At 68.7% G+C, this 16,016-nt stretch carries 13 protein-coding genes; 7 read left to right on the forward strand and 6 right to left on the reverse strand.

All coding sequences use genetic code 11. The annotated features are described in order from the left end of the window. Positions 1-113 precede the first annotated feature (113 nt). From JNX00_RS04630 to JNX00_RS04640, 3 genes are read left to right on the forward strand one after another with little or no spacing between them, the layout of a single operon-like run. Positions 114-1,025: an ABC transporter permease gene (locus tag JNX00_RS04630; protein WP_070399186.1), complete on the forward strand. Its 912-nt coding sequence runs from the start codon at positions 114-116 to the stop codon at positions 1,023-1,025. Positions 1,026-1,027: 2 nt separating this feature from the next. After that, positions 1,028-1,999: an ABC transporter ATP-binding protein gene (locus JNX00_RS04635; protein WP_204744254.1), complete on the forward strand. Its 972-nt coding sequence runs from the start codon at positions 1,028-1,030 to the stop codon at positions 1,997-1,999. Then, a complete protein-coding gene (locus tag JNX00_RS04640; protein ID WP_204744255.1) occupies positions 1,996-3,015 on the forward strand; it encodes a dipeptide ABC transporter ATP-binding protein in 1,020 nt (339 codons plus the stop codon). The genes JNX00_RS04635 and JNX00_RS04640 overlap by 4 nt, the downstream gene beginning before the upstream one ends. Positions 3,016-3,018: 3 nt before the next feature. On the opposite strand, the gene JNX00_RS04645 is transcribed toward JNX00_RS04640, so the two are convergent. Continuing rightward, the gene (locus JNX00_RS04645) at positions 3,019-3,867 is read right to left on the reverse strand and encodes an SIS domain-containing protein (RefSeq protein ID WP_070399183.1); all 849 of its coding nucleotides are present in this window, start codon (positions 3,865-3,867) and stop codon (positions 3,019-3,021) included. 63 nt (positions 3,868-3,930) lie between these two features. Between JNX00_RS04645 and tal the strand changes: the two genes are divergently transcribed. Further along, positions 3,931-4,872 carry a transaldolase gene (gene tal / locus JNX00_RS04650; RefSeq protein WP_070399182.1) on the forward strand — a complete coding sequence of 314 codons (942 nt, stop codon included), beginning with the start codon at positions 3,931-3,933 and terminating at the stop codon, positions 4,870-4,872. Positions 4,873-5,070: 198 nt separating this feature from the next. Here tal and groL read toward each other — a convergent pair whose 3' ends face one another. Next, entirely contained in the window at positions 5,071-6,717 is a 1,647-nt protein-coding gene (groL, locus tag JNX00_RS04655) for a chaperonin GroEL (protein ID WP_070399181.1), read from the reverse strand. A gap of 37 nt (positions 6,718-6,754) precedes the next feature. Further along, positions 6,755-7,045 carry a co-chaperone GroES gene (groES, locus tag JNX00_RS04660; RefSeq protein WP_070399180.1) on the reverse strand — a complete coding sequence of 97 codons (291 nt, stop codon included), beginning with the start codon at positions 7,043-7,045 and terminating at the stop codon, positions 6,755-6,757. A gap of 524 nt (positions 7,046-7,569) precedes the next feature. On the opposite strand from groES, the gene JNX00_RS04665 reads away from it, so the two are divergent. Together JNX00_RS04665 and JNX00_RS04670 are read left to right on the forward strand one after the other, a co-directional pair. Next, a complete protein-coding gene (locus JNX00_RS04665) occupies positions 7,570-8,940 on the forward strand; it encodes a beta-propeller fold lactonase family protein (protein WP_204744256.1) in 1,371 nt (456 codons plus the stop codon). Positions 8,941-9,362: 422 nt separating this feature from the next. Further along, entirely contained in the window at positions 9,363-10,844 is a 1,482-nt protein-coding gene (locus JNX00_RS04670) for a SulP family inorganic anion transporter (protein WP_204744257.1), read from the forward strand. 192 nt (positions 10,845-11,036) lie between these two features. Here JNX00_RS04670 and JNX00_RS04675 read toward each other — a convergent pair whose 3' ends face one another. Next, positions 11,037-12,584, reverse strand: coding sequence for a PAS domain-containing sensor histidine kinase (locus JNX00_RS04675; RefSeq protein ID WP_175442835.1), 1,548 nt, complete (start codon positions 12,582-12,584; stop codon positions 11,037-11,039). A 215-nt stretch (positions 12,585-12,799) separates the two neighbouring features. On the opposite strand from JNX00_RS04675, the gene JNX00_RS04680 reads away from it, so the two are divergent. Then, positions 12,800-13,522 (forward strand): Crp/Fnr family transcriptional regulator, encoded by a 723-nt coding sequence (locus JNX00_RS04680; RefSeq protein WP_139147045.1) that lies wholly within the window; start codon positions 12,800-12,802, stop codon positions 13,520-13,522. Here JNX00_RS04680 and JNX00_RS04685 read toward each other — a convergent pair. Beyond that, positions 13,519-15,063: a PAS domain-containing methyl-accepting chemotaxis protein gene (locus JNX00_RS04685; RefSeq protein WP_070399177.1), complete on the reverse strand. Its 1,545-nt coding sequence runs from the start codon at positions 15,061-15,063 to the stop codon at positions 13,519-13,521. The genes JNX00_RS04680 and JNX00_RS04685 overlap by 4 nt on opposite strands. A gap of 150 nt (positions 15,064-15,213) precedes the next feature. Further along, positions 15,214-15,978 (reverse strand): SDR family oxidoreductase, encoded by a 765-nt coding sequence (locus JNX00_RS04690; RefSeq protein WP_204744258.1) that lies wholly within the window; start codon positions 15,976-15,978, stop codon positions 15,214-15,216. Between the last annotated feature and the right edge of the window lie 38 nt (positions 15,979-16,016).

The raw sequence follows: 16,016 nt of genomic DNA on the forward strand, positions 1-16,016 counted from the left end.
CCCCGCGCCGCCTGCGGCGTCTCCCCCCAGGGGGGGCGCCAGCAGCGGCCCGGCGCAGCCGGCTCCGCGCTGGCCCTGACCTTCCGATCCGCATCTTCTTTCGGGACATTTCCTTGATCGCCCTCATTCGCCGCGCGCTCGACAGCGACGTCGGGTACAGCTTTCGCACCTCGCCCACGGCCATCGTGGCGGCGGTGATCGCGCTCATCTGCGTCGTCTGCGCGGTCTTCGCTCCGTGGATCGCGCCCCACAACCCCTTCGACCTGGCCACGCTGGACCTGATGAACGCGCGCCTGCCGCCCGTGTGGCAGGAGGGCGGCAATTCGCAGTTCTTGCTGGGCACCGACGACCAGGGCCGCGACATCCTCTCCGCGCTCATGTACGGCGCGCGCATCTCGCTCGCGGTGGGCCTGGCTTCGGTGGTGCTGTCGGTGCTCATCGGCGTGACCCTGGGCCTGCTGGCCGGCTTCGTGGGCGGCTGGCTGGATGGCTTCCTGATGCGCCTGTGCGACGTGATGCTGTCGTTCCCGCCCATCCTCATCGCGCTGCTGATCGCCGGCGTGGGCCGCGCGCTGTTCCCCAACGCGCACGAGACGCTGGCCTTCGGCGTGCTCATCATCTCCATCACCCTGGCCGGCTGGGTGCAGTACGCCCGCACGGTGCGCGGCTCCACGCTGGTGGAGCGCAGCAAGGAATACGTGCAGGCCGCGCGCGTGACCGGCGTGGCGCCGCTGCGCATCATGGGCCGCCACGTGCTGCCCAACGTCATGGGCCCGGTGCTGGTGCTGGCCACCATCCAGGTGGCCACGGCCATCATCACCGAGGCCACGCTGTCCTTCCTGGGCGTGGGTGCGCCACCCACCTCGCCCTCGCTGGGCACGCTCATCCGCGTGGGCAACGACTACCTCTTCTCCGGCGAGTGGTGGATCACCATCTTCCCCGGCCTCATGCTCATCCTCATCGCGCTCAGCGTGAACCTGCTGGGCGACTGGCTGCGCGACGCTCTCAACCCAAGGCTGCGCTGACCATGAGCCTGCTGCAAGTCAAGAACCTGGTCGTCGAGTTCCCCACGCGCCGCGGCACCCTGCGCGCGCTCGACGACATCTCCTTCGACATCGCGCCCGGCGAGATCCTGGGCGTGGTGGGCGAGTCCGGCGCGGGCAAGTCGCTCACCGGTGCGTCCATCATTGGCCTGCTGGAGCCGCCCGGGCGCATCGCCTCGGGCCAGGTCCTGCTCGAAGGCCAGCGCATCGACAACCTGCCGCACGAAAAGATGCGGCGCATCCGCGGGCGCAAGATCGGCGCCATCTTCCAGGACCCGCTGACCTCGCTGAACCCGCTGTACTCGGTGGGCCGCCAGCTGATCGAAACCATCACCACCCACCTGCCGGTGAACGCGGCCGAGGCTCGCGAGCGCGCGATCCAGCTGCTCCGGGACACCGGCATTCCGGCGGCCGAGCAGCGCATCGACCACTACCCGCACCAGTTCAGCGGCGGCATGCGCCAGCGCGTGGTCATCGCGCTGGCGCTGGCGGCCGAGCCCCAGCTCATCGTCGCCGACGAGCCCACGACCGCGCTGGACGTGTCCATCCAGGCGCAGATCATCACGTTGCTCAAGAGCATCTGCAAACAGCGCGGCGCCGCCGTCATGCTGATCACGCACGACATGGGCGTGATCGCCGAAACCTGCGACCGCGTGGCCGTGATGTATGCCGGGCGCATCGCCGAGATCGGCCCCGTGCACGAGGTGATCAACCAGCCGGCCCACCCCTATACCCGTGGCCTGATGGCCTGCATCCCCGACATGAGCCAGGAACGCGAGCGGCTGCACCAGATCGACGGCGCCATGCCGCGCCTCAACGCCATTCCCAAGGGCTGCGCCTACAACCCGCGCTGCGAGCGCGTGTTCGACCGCTGCCATGTCGAGCGTCCCGACCTCATGGACGCGGGCGCCACGCGCGCGGCCTGCTGGCTGCAGGCCTCGGGAGCCGCGGCATGAGCAGCACCGCCGTGACCACCGATGCCACCGCGCTGGTGCGCGCCACCGACCTGGCCAAGACCTTCGACGTCTCGCCACCCTGGCTCAACCGCGTGCTGGAGCGCAAGCCGCGCCAGCTGCTGCGCGCCGTCGACGGCGTGAGCTTCGACATCCCGCGCGGCCAGACGCTGGCGCTGGTGGGCGAATCCGGCTGCGGCAAGAGCACCGTGGCGCGCCTGCTGGTGGGCCTGTACGAGCCCACGCGCGGGGGCTTCCAGTTCGACAACCAGGACGCGCACGCCGCTTTCAAGACGCCCGCCGGGCGCGTGCTGCGCCGGCGCATCCAGATGATCTTCCAGGACCCGTACGCCAGCCTGAACCCGCGCTGGCGCGTGCAGGACATCATCGCCGAGCCCTTGCGCGAGCACCAGATCGAAACCGATCCGGCGACACTGCGCGACCGCGTCGATGAGCTGCTGCGCTCCGTGGGCCTGAGCCCTCACGACAGCCTGAAGTACCCGCACCAGTTCAGCGGCGGCCAGCGCCAGCGCATTTCCATCGCGCGCGCCCTGGCCACGCAGCCGGACTTCCTGGTCTGCGACGAGCCCACCAGCGCGCTGGACGTGTCGGTGCAGGCGCAGGTGCTCAACATCATGAAGGACCTGCAGCGCGAGCGCGGCCTCACCTACCTGTTCATCAGCCACAACTTGGCCGTGGTGCGCCATGTGAGCGACCAGGTGGGCGTGATGTACCTGGGCCGCCTGGTGGAGCTGGCGCCCAAGCACACGCTGTTCGAGAGCCCGCGCCACCCCTACACGCGCATGCTGCTCGACGCCATCCCCAAGATGCACGACACCGGCAAGGCGCGCACGCCGGTGCAGGGCGAGGTGCCCAACCCGCTGAACCCACCGAGCGGCTGCGCCTTCAACCCGCGCTGCCCGCACGCCAACGACCGCTGCCGCCACGAGCGCCCGGTGCTGAAGGACATCGGCGGCATCCGCATCGCCTGCCACGCGGTGGAGGAGGGGCGGATCTGACGCTCAGGCGTAGCGCTTGTTGCGCAGGTTGTTCTTCATCTCGCGCAACAGCGGCTGCAGCTTGGCGCCGCCGATGCGCAGCGCGAGGCAGGTGGCCATGATGTCGATCACCATCAGGTGCATCAGCCGCGAGGTCATGGGGCTGTAGCGGTCGTATCCCTCGGGGTGGTCGGCCGCCAGGTGGATGTGTCCGGCCTGCGCCAGGGGTGAGCCGCTGGTGGTGATGGTGATCACCGTGGCGCCGTGGCGGCGCGCGATGTCGGCCGCGTCCATCAGGTCGCGCGTGCGGCCCGAGTTCGACACGATCACCAGGCAGTCGCCCGGCCCCAGCAGCGAGGCGCCCATCACCTGCATGTGGCCGTCGCTGTAGGCCACGGCGTTGATGCCCAGGCGGAAGAACTTGTGCTGCGCGTCCTGCGCGACGATGCCCGAGTTGCCCGCGCCGTAGAACTCGATGCGCCCGCGCGCCTTGCCCGTGGCCACGAGCGCATCCACGGCGCGCTCGATCGCGTGGTGCGAGGCGTCGTTGCGGTACTTGAGAAAGGCCGCCACGGTGTTGTCGATGAGCTTGACCATCACGTCGCTGGTCTTGTCGTCGGCGTCCACGCTGCGGTGGATGAAGGGCACGCCCTCGCTCACGGTGCCTGCCAGCTTCAGCTTGAAATCCGACAGGCCGTCGTAGCCCATGCTGCGGCAGAAGCGCACCACCGTGGGCTTGCTCACGTGCGCGCGCTCGGCCAGCTCGCTCACCGGCAGGCTGGCGAAACTGCGCGGGTCTTGCAGCACGAGCTTGGCCACGCGCTGTTCGGCCGGGGCGAGCGAGGGCATCGAGGCCTTGATGCGGTCGAGCATGGCGTGTTACCAGGTGGTCCGAATGGCTGAAATTTTATTACCTGGCGGCGCCATAATCCGCCCATGAACCAGCTCGACGCCCTCAAACAGTTCACCACCGTGGTCGCCGACACCGGCGACTTTCGGCAACTGGCGGCCTACGCCCCGCGCGACGCCACCACCAACCCCTCGCTCGTACTGAAGGCGGTGCAAAAGCCCGAGTACGCGCCGCTGCTGGCCGAGGCCATTGCGCGCCACGGCGCGGCCGACAAGGTGGAGCTGATGAACCGGCTGCTGGTGCGCTTCGGCGTCGAGATCCTCCAGCTCATTCCCGGCCGCGTGTCCACCGAGGTCGATGCGCGCCTGAGCTTCGACACCGCCGCCACGCTTGAGCGCGCGCGTCGGCTGATCGCCCTGTACCGCGCCGAGGGCGTGGACAGCGAACGCGTGCTGATCAAGATCGCCGCCACCTGGGAAGGCATCCGCGCGGCCGAGCAACTGGAGCGCGAAGGCATCCACACCAACCTCACGCTGCTGTTCTCCTTCCCGCAGGCCGTGGCCTGCGGCCAGGCCGGCGTGCGCCTGATCTCGCCCTTCGTGGGCCGCATCTACGACTGGTACAAGAAACAGGCCGGCGCCCAATGGGACGAGGCCGCCAACGCCGGCGCCAACGATCCCGGCGTGCGCTCGGTGCGCCGCATCTTCGAGTTCTACAAGCGCCACGGCGTGGCCACGGAAGTGATGGGTGCGAGCTTTCGCAACGTGGGCCAGATCACTGCGCTGGCGGGTTGCGACCTGCTCACCATCAGCCCCGAGCTGCTGGCCCAGCTCGCGGCCAGCGAGGCGCCGCTGTCGCGCGCGCTCGACGCCGAGGCGGCGAAGCGCCTGGACATCGCGCCCGTGCGCTACGACGAGGCGGGCTTCCGCTACGCGCTCAACGAAGACGCCATGGCCACCGAAAAACTCGCCGAAGGCATCCGCGCCTTCGCGGCCGACACGGTCAAGCTCGAAGCCTTGATGGTCTGAGCCCCGCACCAAGCGGCGGCCCCAAAAGAAAAACCCCGCGATCGCTCGCGGGGTTTTTTTTGGCCGGCTGCTTCGAGGAACGCCAAAACGCTCCAACGACGCAGCCTGAGGGAGCAGGGCAAGGCGCAGCCGCGCTGACGGTGGCAGAGCCACGGCAAGCGGCTGCAACGCCGCCATGCGCCCTCAGGCAAGGAGCAATTACATGCCCATGCCGCCCATGTCGCCCATGCCACCCATGCCGCCACCGGGCATGGCCGGCGCGTCTTCCTTCGGCGCCTCGGCGACCATGCACTCGGTCGTGAGCATCAGCGAAGCGACGGACGCGGCGTTCTGCAGCGCGGTGCGGGTCACCTTGGTCGGGTCCAGGATGCCCATCTCGATCATGTCGCCGTAGGTGTCGTTGGCGGCGTTGAAGCCGTAGTTACCTTTGCCACCCAGCACGGCGTTGATCACCACGCTCGGCTCGCCGCCGGCGTTGGCCACGATCTCGCGCAGCGGGGCTTCGATGGCCTTGAGGATCAGCTTGATGCCGGCGTCCTGGTCGGCGTTGTCGCCCTTGATGGCGCCAGCGGCCTGGCGGGCGCGCAGCAGTGCCACGCCGCCACCGGCCACGATGCCTTCTTCCACGGCGGCACGGGTGGCGTGCAGCGCGTCTTCCACGCGGGCCTTTTTCTCCTTCATCTCGACCTCGGTGGCAGCGCCGACCTTGATCACGGCCACGCCGCCGGCCAGCTTGGCCACGCGCTCTTGCAGCTTCTCGCGGTCGTAGTCGCTGGTGGCTTCCTCGATCTGGATGCGGATCTGCTTGACGCGGGCCTCGATGTCGGCCGCGGCGCCGGCGCCGTCGATGATGGTGGTGTTTTCCTTGCCCACTTCGATGCGCTTGGCCTGGCCCAGGTCGGCCAGGGTCACCTTCTCGAGCGTCAGGCCCACTTCTTCAGCGATGACCTTGCCGCCGGTGAGGATGGCGATGTCTTCCAGCATGGCCTTGCGGCGGTCGCCGAAGCCCGGCGCCTTGACGGCCACAACCTTCAGGATGCCGCGGATGGTGTTGACCACCAGGGTCGCCAGGGCTTCGCCCTCGACTTCCTCGGCGATGATCAGCAGCGGACGGCCGGCCTTGGCGACTTGCTCCAGCACGGGCAGCAGGTCGCGGATGTTGCTGATCTTCTTGTCGAAGAGCAGAACGAAGGGGTTGTCCAGCAGGGCGGCCTGCTTCTCGGGGTTGTTGATGAAGTAGGGCGACAGGTAGCCGCGGTCGAACTGCATGCCTTCGACGACGTCGAGTTCGTTGTCCAGCGACTTGCCGTCTTCCACGGTGATCACGCCTTCCTTGCCGACCTTGTCCATGGCGTCGGCAATGATCTTGCCGATGGACTCGTCGGAGTTGGCGGAGATGGCGCCGACCTGGGCGATTTCCTTGCTGGTGGTGGTGGCCTTGGAGGCCTTCTTCAGCTGCTCGGTCAGGGCCACGACGGCCTTGTCGATGCCGCGCTTGAGGTCCATGGGGTTCATGCCGGCGGCCACGTACTTCATGCCTTCGCGCACGATGGCCTGGGCCAGCACGGTGGCGGTGGTGGTGCCGTCACCGGCGTTGTCGCTGGTCTTGGAAGCGACTTCCTTGACCATCTGCGCGCCCATGTTCTGGAGCTTGTCTTTCAGTTCGATCTCTTTGGCGACCGAGACACCGTCCTTGGTGACGGTGGGGGCGCCGAACGAGCGCTCGAGCACCACGTTGCGGCCTTTGGGGCCCAGGGTCACTTTGACGGCGTTGGCCAGGATGTTCACACCCTCGACCATGCGCGCACGGGCGTCACCGCCGAAAACCACGTCTTTTGCTGCCATGTTTGGCTCCTTCAGTACGAATCAGGGGGGAGGGGAATTACTTCACGACGACCGCGAACAGGTCGTCTTCCTTCATGACGAGCAGCTCGTCGCCGTCGACCTTGACGGTCTGGCCGCTGTACTTGCCGAACAGCACGCGGTCGCCCACCTTGACGGTCAGGGCGCGGACTTTGCCGTCGTCACCGGTCTTGCCCGGGCCCACGGCCAGGACTTCGCCCTGATCGGGCTTCTCGGCAGCGGCGTCGGGGATGACGATGCCCGAGGCGGTCTTGGTTTCGCTGTCGACGCGCTTGACGACCACGCGGTCGCCGAGAGGCTGAAGTTTCATTGCATCTCCTGAATGGAAAAGAGGGCTAGGGGAAAAAGGGGGCCCCGGCTTGGAACCGGGACACGGGCGCGGATGTTAGCACTCGGCGCCAGCGAGTGCTAATGATAAGGGCGGGCGTGACGGTTTCAAGAACCGTCCGCGCCGCCCGGGCGGCTGCGGAAACGTCACTTCGCCGCGAAGAATGACCCACGCGAGGTGCGGGCCGATCCGGGCCGACTGGACGATTCGACCCCGGTGCCAGGCTGGCGTCGACACCGCGCCTGGGCAAGGCGAGGTTCACGGACTGGGTGGCAGCACAGGCAGCGGCCTGAGCCGGGCGTTCCGAACGCGCCTACGCATCCGGCTGCGTTGCCCCGACCGCACACCTGTGCGCCGCATGGGTGCCCCCCGCTCTGACCAACGCCCTTGCCCCGCAGGGGCTTCCCGGCGATTCAAGCCCTTACACTTTGTATCTTTCTTTAGGCAAGTCGTTTCTGCGCAGGCATTAAGCGGCTCGTTCGTCCGCCCCGTCGCCGGAAACTTCAATGCCCTCACCCTCTGTCCTTTCTGGCGGCGCGCTGCCTGCGCGCGCGCCTTGGATGCCACCGTTTGCTGTGGCCATGCTGGCGCTTGCGCTCACGGCATGTGGTGGCGACAGCCGCACACCGTACCCCGCTGCGGCGCCACAGACGGTCAGGGTACAAGTGCAGGGCTTGAAAGGTTCGGGTCTCACGCTGCAGAACAACCTGGGCGATGACCTTGTCATTTCGGCAGACGGCACCACCTCGTTCTCCACGGCCGTGGCCGTGGGCGCGTCCTATCAGGTCAGCGTCAAAGCGCCGCCGGAGATGCCTCCACAGACGTGTACCGTGAGCGGCGGTGCAGGCCAGGTGGCTGATGGGGTATCGCCCACCGTTTCCGTGACGTGCAACCGGCCGCCGCACTTCGCCTTTGCCACTTTCTTGTCGGCGACCAAGGTTCTCACGGTCGATGATGTGACGGGGGATCTGACCCTGACCGGCTTTTCGGTCTCGCAAGGCGGCATATTCGGCGGCACTCTCGCACCGAGCGGTCGATTCCTTTACCTGGCGGATGTGGTCACCAATACCGTGCGCTCATACGCCATCGACATGGATACGGGCGAGCTGACGCCGTTGCCTGGCTCTCCCACCGCAACCGGGCAGTCTCAGCCTCAAGCCATGGCCATGTCGCGGAATGGGAAATATCTCTATGCGGCCAATCGAGCAAGCAACACCCTCAGCGTCTTGGCAGTGAACACCGCTACGGGCGCGCTCACGCTGCAAGGCACAGTGCCAACAGGCACGTACCCCTTGGCTGTGCAGATGACGCCGGATGGCCAGTTCATGTACGTGGCCAACTACATTGCCGGCTCCATCAGCATCTACTCGCTGAACGCCACGACCGGCGCGGCCACAGCGTTGGGGGAGACCCCTACCGTGGTCAACACCCGGTTTCTCGCCATGGATCCGTCGGGCCGCTTCCTGTACATCACGACCGGCGGCAACCAGATCAACGGCTTCGTCGTCGACCCGGCGACAGGCAATCTGACCGCCATGGCTGGGGCGCCTTTTCCGGCCGGCACCACGGCGCAAAACATGGTGATCGACGCCAGCGGCAAGTCGCTGTACGTGACCAACGAAACCAGCGCAACCGTCGGGTCTTACAGCATTGACCAAACGACGGGCGCATTGACTCTCCTCGGACAGCTCGCCACAGGCGGCTTGCCGGAAGGCATCAACACCGATCCGGTATCTGGCGCGGTGTATGTGGCCCAGCAAAGCACCAATGCTTTGGCCGTTCACACGCCAGACCCGCTAACGGGCAATCTGACCGCGCAGAGAAACGTGCCTGTGGGCGGGGCACCCGTCGGCATTACCGTGCTGGGCTTCCGGTAAATCGCGCGACCGTCGGCCCGGCATCGGCCGGGCCGTGTCTTTGCGGCGCGGCAGCGTCCGAGCCAAGGTCGAGCATGTGTTCCAAGTGATGCGGCGGCAGTTCGGATTCACGAAGGTGCGCTGTGGCGGCTGGCCGATTCGAGCGGGCGGCTGAGACCGCGCCACGCAGCGGTAGCCAGCACCGCCAATGTGGCGGATGAGGATCAAACTTATAATGTTGCGGTGCAACATGTAACACTGGTGAGCTTGGCCTCACCTGTCTTTCCGGGCTCCGGCTTGCCGCGCGGCCACTTCCGCTCCGTCAGCCCACCCTGAGGTTCCCAGCGACCGCGCCGTCGCGGCCTTCGCCGACCTGCACAGCGCAGGTCATCCCTTTCCTCCCCTCGTTCTCTGCCCCCAAACCATCGCGGGGCGGCATTGTCATGTCCCTCCAATCCTTGCGCAGCGCGTGGTTCTCCAACACGCGCAATGACTTGTTGGCCGGCCTCGTGGTGGCGCTGGCGCTCATCCCCGAAGCCATCGCCTTCTCGATCATCGCGGGCGTCGACCCGAAGGTGGGTCTCTACGCCTCGTTCTCCATCGCCACCATCATCGCGTTCGCGGGTGGACGACCGGGGATGATCTCGGCCGCCACCGGCGCAATGGCGCTTGTCATGGTCAGCCTGGTGAAAAACCACGGCTTGGACTACCTGTTGGCGGCCACCGTCCTGACGGGTGTGCTTCAGGTTTTGGCCGGCTGGGCGCGACTGGGGGCGCTGATGCGCTTTGTCTCCCGCTCGGTCGTCACCGGTTTCGTGAACGCCCTGGCCATCCTCATCTTCCTTGCCCAGCTTCCTGAGCTCATCAACGTGACGTGGCACGTCTACGCGATGACGGCGGCGGGTCTGCTCATCATCTATGGCCTGCCCTACTTCACCCGGGCGGTACCGTCCCCGCTCGTCACCATCGTCGTCCTCACGGCGGCCTCCATCGCACTGGGCCTGGACATCCGCACGGTGGGCGACATGGGCGCCTTGCCTGACAGCCTGCCGTCGTTCTTCGTTCCTGACATCCCGTGGACCTTGGAGACCTTGACCATCATCCTGCCCTACTCGCTGACGCTCATGGTGGTGGGGCTGCTGGAGTCGCTGATGACCGCCACCATCGTGGACGACATGACCGACACGCGAAGCGACAAGAACCGCGAGTGCGTGGGACAGGGCGTGGCCAACATCGCCACCGGCTTCATCGGCGGGATGGCGGGCTGCGCCATGATCGGTCAGTCCGTCATCAACGTGAAGTCCGGAGGACGCGGTCGCCTGTCCACCCTCACCGCGGGGGTCGTGCTGCTCATCCTGGTTGTGTTTCTGGGCGATTGGGTGGCGCGCATCCCGATGGCGGCATTGGTCGCGGTGATGATCATGGTGTCCATCGGTACCTTCAACTGGTCCTCGTTCAGGAACCTGCGGGATCACCCGAAGAGCTCGAGCGTCGTGATGCTGGCTACCGTGGCGGTGACCGTCTACACACACGACCTGGCGAAGGGAGTGCTGACAGGCGTGTTGCTGTCAGGCTTCTTCTTCGCGCACAAGGTCGGTCAAATCCTTCTCATCCAGGTCACTCAGGACGACGCGGGAGAGCGGCGCACATACAGCATCTACGGACAAGTGTTCTTCGCGTCCGCCGACCGATTTGTGGATGCATTCGACTTCGATGCACTACAGAAGCAGGTACGCATCGACCTAAGTCACGCGCACTTCTGGGACATCACCGCCGTGAGCGCGCTGGACAAGGTTGTCTTCAAGCTGCGCCGAAAGGGCGTGGCGGTCGAGGTTCTTGGCTTGAACGAGGCGAGCGCCACGCTGGTGGACAAGTTTGGCGTTCACGACAAGCAGTTGGCCGATGACATGCTCAAGGGTCACTGAAAGCCTCCCCAAATGCCCGCGGCTGGCCGTTGACCGCCATGCCAGCTCAGCCACGACTGCCCCTGTGAGGGGACTGCGCCAACGGCCCCGGGAGACCTGTTGACAAGGTCTTCCCTCAATGAAATCAACCAGCATTCAGCCTGGGGGAATGCCAAGAGACTTGCCGCACGGGCGGCTGTCCCGGCGCCCGGTTCAGGGTGCGGCGGGCTTGGGCAGCCAGACGTGGAAGGTCGCGCCCTCGCCCGGCGCGGATGCGCCCCACAGCCGCCCGCCGTGGCTGTCGACGATCTGCTGGGTGAGCGCCAGGCCGATGCCGTCGCCCGCGATCTCGGGGTCTTCGCAGGCGCGGCCGAACATCTGCAGGATGCGCTCGTGCTGGCTGGGGTCGAAGCCGCGCCCGTTGTCCTGGATCCAGACGTCCCAGCCCGCGGCCTCCTCGCGACAGCCGAAGGCGATGCGCGCGGGATCGCGCTGGGCGGAGTACTTCACGGCGTTGTCGATCAGATTGACCCAGACCTCGTGGATCAGCACTGGGTCGGCCATCACCACGGGCAGGCTGTCCAGGCCGCTGAACTCGATGCGCCGCCCGGGGTGCGTGGCCAGGGCCTCCGCCACCAGCGGTTCGATCGTCTGGCGCAGGGCCAGGGGCTGCTTGTCCACCGCGTGGCGGCCCAGGCGCGAGAAGCGCAGCAGCGCCTCCACCAGGGTCTGCAGGTGGCGGCCGGCGGCGCGCACCTTCTCGCCGTACAGCCGGGCCTGCTCCAGGTCGCCGGCGTCCAGCATGCTCTGCAGGATCTCGGCGAAGCTCACCATGTGGCGGATCGGCTTCTTCAAGTCGTGCGAGATGGCGTGCGAGAAGTCGGTGAGCGTGCGGTTGGCCTCCTCGAGCTGGCGCGTGCGCTCGCCGACCACGCGGTTCAAGGTTTCGTTGGTGCGCTGGCGCTCCTCCAATAGCTCGTAGTAGACGGTCACGTCCTGCACCGTCCAGGTGGCCGGCAGGCGGTAGCCCTCACCGGTGAAGTCCGGGATGCCGCGGCAGCGCACCCAGCGCCGCTGTCCCTGGGCGCTGAGCAGCGGGAACTCCTCGTCGAAGGCCTCGCCGGTGCGCAGCGATTGCGCGAGCTTGTGGCGCAGGCCCTCGCGCCGCTCAGGGGGCACGGCCTCCATCAGCTCGGCGAAGTCGTGCGGCGCGTCGTCGGGCGCGCGGTCCAGCAGCTCGAAAACCTCGTTCGACCAGCGCGTGCGCGCGCTCTCGTGGTCGTACTCCACGCGACCCAGGCGCGCGAGCTTCTGCGCCGCGTCCAGGTGGCGCTGCAGGCTGGCGTTGGCCAGCTCCAGGCGCTTGCGCTCGCTGATGTCGGTCTGGATCGAGAAGAAGGCCGCCACGTTGCCATGCCCGTCGTGGATGGGCTCGATGTTGAGCAGCACCGTGTAGGCCTGGCCGTCCCTGCGGTAGTTCACCAGTTCGACGCCCGACACCGCGCGCCCGCCCGACAGCGCGGTCTTGAGCTGCGCGGTGGCGCGCTGGCTGGTCAGCGGACCGTGCAGGAACTCGCTGGCGCGCTTGCCCTGCACCTCGTCGAGTGGCCAGCCGGTGACGGCCGAGTAGGCGCGGTTGACCCAGCGGATGCGCTGATCGCGGTCGGTGATGACGACCATGTTGGCGCTGTGTTCGACGATGCGCTGCAGCACCTGCAGCCACGAACCGAGATTCTCAAAGCCGATGTCTGATGCAAGCATGGCACCGTCCCCGCCGGGACGCCAGGTGGGCCCTCGCGGGCGGAAACCCGGCCGCGCCGCCGGCGTCAGGCCGGGTCGGCACGACCTTCCCCGGACCATCATGGCGCCAGCGGCGGCATTCATGGGGGCGATCCCGCTGCCTTAGTGATCGAACGCACACCGGGGTGCCACAAAAGTCGTAGCGCGCGTGCCGGGCCGAGTCAACAATCGCGGCCATGTCTGCCCACGCCATGACCAAGGCCGCCGCGTCCGCCGGTGGCCGCTGCGACCTTTGCTCGACGCGCCAGCGCTGCATCGTCTCCAGCCTGCCGGCCGAGCGCATCGCCGCCTTGCAAGGTCAGATCGTCGAGCGCGCCGTGCCCCTGGGCGGGCAGATCGAGGAGCAGGGCTTGCGCTCGCTCAGCGTAAAAGTGGTCAAGCTGGGCCTGTTCCAGGGCCTGCGGCGCGCGGCGCGCGGCGAGAAGCGGCCGGTCTGCCTGCTGGGCAAGGGCCATGTGGCCGGGCTCAACAACCTGTACCGCCAGCCCGCCGCGCTCACGCTGGTGGCCATCACGCCGGCGCGGGTCTGCGAGATCCCGGTGCGGCTGGTCGATGAGATCGCCATGGGCGACCGGGCTTTCCGCCGCTGCCTGTTCCAGGCCCTGGCGCGCTACGTCGACAACCTGGCCGACTGGTCGCGCGTGCCACGCGGCGGCAACGTCACGGCCCAGCTCGGCGAGGCGCTGCGCCTCATCGCGCACGAGGAAGGCCGCGCGGCCTTCCGCATCCCCAGCCACACCGAGCTGGCGCGCATGCTGGGCACGCGGCGCGAGACCATCGCGCGGCACATCGGCCTGCTGATCGAAGGCGGGCAGTTCGTGAAGATCGATCGCTGGCATGGCCGCCTGCTCGGGCCGGGCGGGCCCGAGGGGGCGGACACCCAGGCCGGCACGGCCTAGGCAAACACGCCCACGGCCGCGTCCAGGCGGCTGGCCTCGCCGCGCAGGCTGTGCGCGGCGGCCAGCAGCTCTTCCACCAGGGCGGCGTTGCGCGCGGTCAGCTGATCGAGTTCGGCCATGGCCTGGCCGACCTCGGCCACGCGGCTGGCCTGGTGCGTGGCGGCGGCGCCCATCTCGTCGATCAGCGCGTGGGCGTCGCTCACGCGCCCGCTGGTGCGCGAGATGGTCTCGCCCGCGGCGTCGACCTTGCGTACGCCCGCCTCCACCGTGTCGATGGCCTGCGCGATCAGGGCGCGGATCTCGTGCGCGGCATCGGCGCTGCGCTGGGCCAGGCCGCGCACCTCGGCGGCCACCACGGCGAAGCCGCGGCCCTGCTCGCCCGCGCGCGCCGCCTCCACGGCGGCGTTGAGCGCCAGGATGTTGGTCTGGAAGGCGATGGCGTCGATCACGCCGATGATCTCGCCCATGCGCTGGCTCGAGCGGGCGATGCCGTCCATGGTGCCGACCACGTCCTTGACCGCGTGGCCGCCCGCCAGGGCGACCTCGGACGCTTCGTGCACGCGCGCCGCGGCGAGCTGCGCGGCCCGCGTGTTGCGCTGGATGCTGTCCGAGAGCTCGTCCATGGAGGCCGCCGTCTGCCGCAGCGAGGCCGCGGCCTGGTCGGTTCGGTGGTTGAGGTCGTCGTTGCCGGTGGCGATCTGCTGGCTGGCCGCGGCCACGCGCGCGGCGCGGATGCCGACGTCGTCGACCAGGGCCTTCATGTTCTGCGCCGCCTGGTTCAGCGAGCGCTGCAGCCGGCCGATGGCGTCCAGGCGCCGCGCCGTGTGGGGCGGTGGCATCTGACCGCAGGACAGGGCCTGGGCGTACTCGCCCAGCTCGCGCAGCGGGCGCCCGAACTGCGCGCGGTACCAGGCCAGGCCCAGCGCCAGCGCACTGGCCTGCGCGGCCAGCAGGGCCAGCGCGCCCGCGCCGGCGGGGACGCCGGCCAGCAGCGGCGCCCAGCCCGCGGCGGCGCACAGCGCCAGCGGCAGCGCGGCGCGCGTGCCGGTGCCCAGCGTGCGGTCCCAGTCCAGCCAGGCCAGCGGGCCGGTGCGCACCAGCAGGCCTTGGCGAAAGCCGTGGCCCGCGGCCCGGCCCTCGCGAAAGCGGGCGTACCAGTGCTCGGCCTCGTCGATCTCGGCGCGCGAGGGCGTGGTGCGCACCGAGAGGTAACCGCTGAGCCGGCCGTCTCGGTGCAGCGGCGTGACGTTGGCGCGCACCCAGTAGTGGTCGCCGTCCTTGCGGCGGTTCTTCACCAGCGCCGACCAGGCCTGGCCCCGCCGCAGCGTGCGCCACATGTCCTCGAAGGCCTGCACCGGCATGTCGGGGTGGCGCACCAGGTTGTGCGGCTGGCCCAGCAGCTCGTCGCGCGTGAAGCCGCTGACGGTGACGAAGGCCTCGTTGACGTAGGTGATGCGGCTGTCGGTGTCGGTGGTGGACAGCAGCGTCATCCGTTCGGCGAGTGGGTACTCGCGCTGCGACACGGGGAGATTCACACGCATGGCGGCTCCTGGAAATGAAGGGAACTGTGCTGCGGAGAATCGGCCGCCGTCGAAGGGGGTGAAGGCCGGAAACGGGGGGTGGATGGCGCTGCGCGACGCCTTGGTGATCGAACGCGCGGCGCGCGTGGCGGGGCCGCCACGCGGCGGCGCTCAGAAGTGCGCGAGGTAGCCGCCGTCCACGGCCACCACCTGGCCGGTGACGTAGCTGGCGGCGTCGCAAGCCAGGAACACCGCGGCGGCGGCGATCTCCTCGGGCCGGCCCCAGCGGCCGACGGAGGTGCGCTGGCGCAGCCAGTCGGCCACGCCCGGGTCGTTCACCATGGCCGCGTTGGTTTCGGTGGCGAAGTAACCCGGGGCGATGGCGTTGGCCGTGATGCCATGCGGCCCCAGTTCGGCCGCCAGCGCGCGCGTCATGGCCTCCAGGCCGCCTTTGCTGGTGGTGTAGGCCGCGTCGCCGGCGCGCGCCAGCGGGCCGGCGATGGAGGTGATGTTGATCAGCCGCCCGTGGCCCTGCCGCCGCATGGGCTCGGCGGCCTCGCGGCACAGGTGCCAGGCGGCCACCAGGTTGGACTCGAGCATGTCGCGCAGGGCCTGGGCGGGCAAGGCCTGCAGCGGTTCGCGGCGGCGCTGGCCCACGGCGTTGACCACGATGTCCAGGCGGCCGGATTCGGCCAGCACGCGCGCCACGGCGGCGCTGGCGGCCGCGTGGTCGGACACGTCGAAGGGCAGGGCGCGGGCGTTCGGGCCGATGGCCTCGGCCGCCGCGGTCAGGGCGGCCGCGTCGCGCCCGCCCAGCCACACGCGCGCGCCGTGCGCGGCCAGGGCGCCGGCGATGGCGCGGCCCAGGCCACGCGCGGCGCCGGTGACGAGGGCCGTGCGCGCGCCGAGGTCGAACAGGGAGGGGGAAGCGGGCATGGCCGGGGATTATCCCGGCCGCTGCCCGTGGGGGCAGG

Origin of the sequence: Hydrogenophaga sp. YM1 (genome assembly GCF_016903055.1) — a bacterium.
Classification (GTDB): domain Bacteria; phylum Pseudomonadota; class Gammaproteobacteria; order Burkholderiales; family Burkholderiaceae_C; genus Hydrogenophaga; species Hydrogenophaga borbori.

Bases quoted from the DNA above. Each gene is read 5' to 3' on its own strand.
- JNX00_RS04635 (WP_204744254.1), top strand. From the start codon at position 1,028: ATGAGCCTGCTGCAAGTCAAGAACCTGGTCGTCGAGTTCCCCACGCGC.
- JNX00_RS04640 (WP_204744255.1), top strand. From the start codon at position 1,996: ATGAGCAGCACCGCCGTGACCACCGATGCCACCGCGCTGGTGCGCGCC.
- JNX00_RS04645 (WP_070399183.1), bottom strand. From the start codon at position 3,867: ATGCTCGACCGCATCAAGGCCTCGATGCCCTCGCTCGCCCCGGCCGAA.
- tal (WP_070399182.1), top strand. From the start codon at position 3,931: ATGAACCAGCTCGACGCCCTCAAACAGTTCACCACCGTGGTCGCCGAC.
- groL (WP_070399181.1), bottom strand. From the start codon at position 6,717: ATGGCAGCAAAAGACGTGGTTTTCGGCGGTGACGCCCGTGCGCGCATG.
- groES (WP_070399180.1), bottom strand. From the start codon at position 7,045: ATGAAACTTCAGCCTCTCGGCGACCGCGTGGTCGTCAAGCGCGTCGAC.
- JNX00_RS04665 (WP_204744256.1), top strand. From the start codon at position 7,570: ATGCCCTCACCCTCTGTCCTTTCTGGCGGCGCGCTGCCTGCGCGCGCG.
- JNX00_RS04670 (WP_204744257.1), top strand. From the start codon at position 9,363: ATGTCCCTCCAATCCTTGCGCAGCGCGTGGTTCTCCAACACGCGCAAT.
- JNX00_RS04675 (WP_175442835.1), bottom strand. From the start codon at position 12,584: ATGCTTGCATCAGACATCGGCTTTGAGAATCTCGGTTCGTGGCTGCAG.
- JNX00_RS04680 (WP_139147045.1), top strand. From the start codon at position 12,800: ATGTCTGCCCACGCCATGACCAAGGCCGCCGCGTCCGCCGGTGGCCGC.
- JNX00_RS04685 (WP_070399177.1), bottom strand. From the start codon at position 15,063: ATGCGTGTGAATCTCCCCGTGTCGCAGCGCGAGTACCCACTCGCCGAA.
- JNX00_RS04690 (WP_204744258.1), bottom strand. From the start codon at position 15,978: ATGCCCGCTTCCCCCTCCCTGTTCGACCTCGGCGCGCGCACGGCCCTC.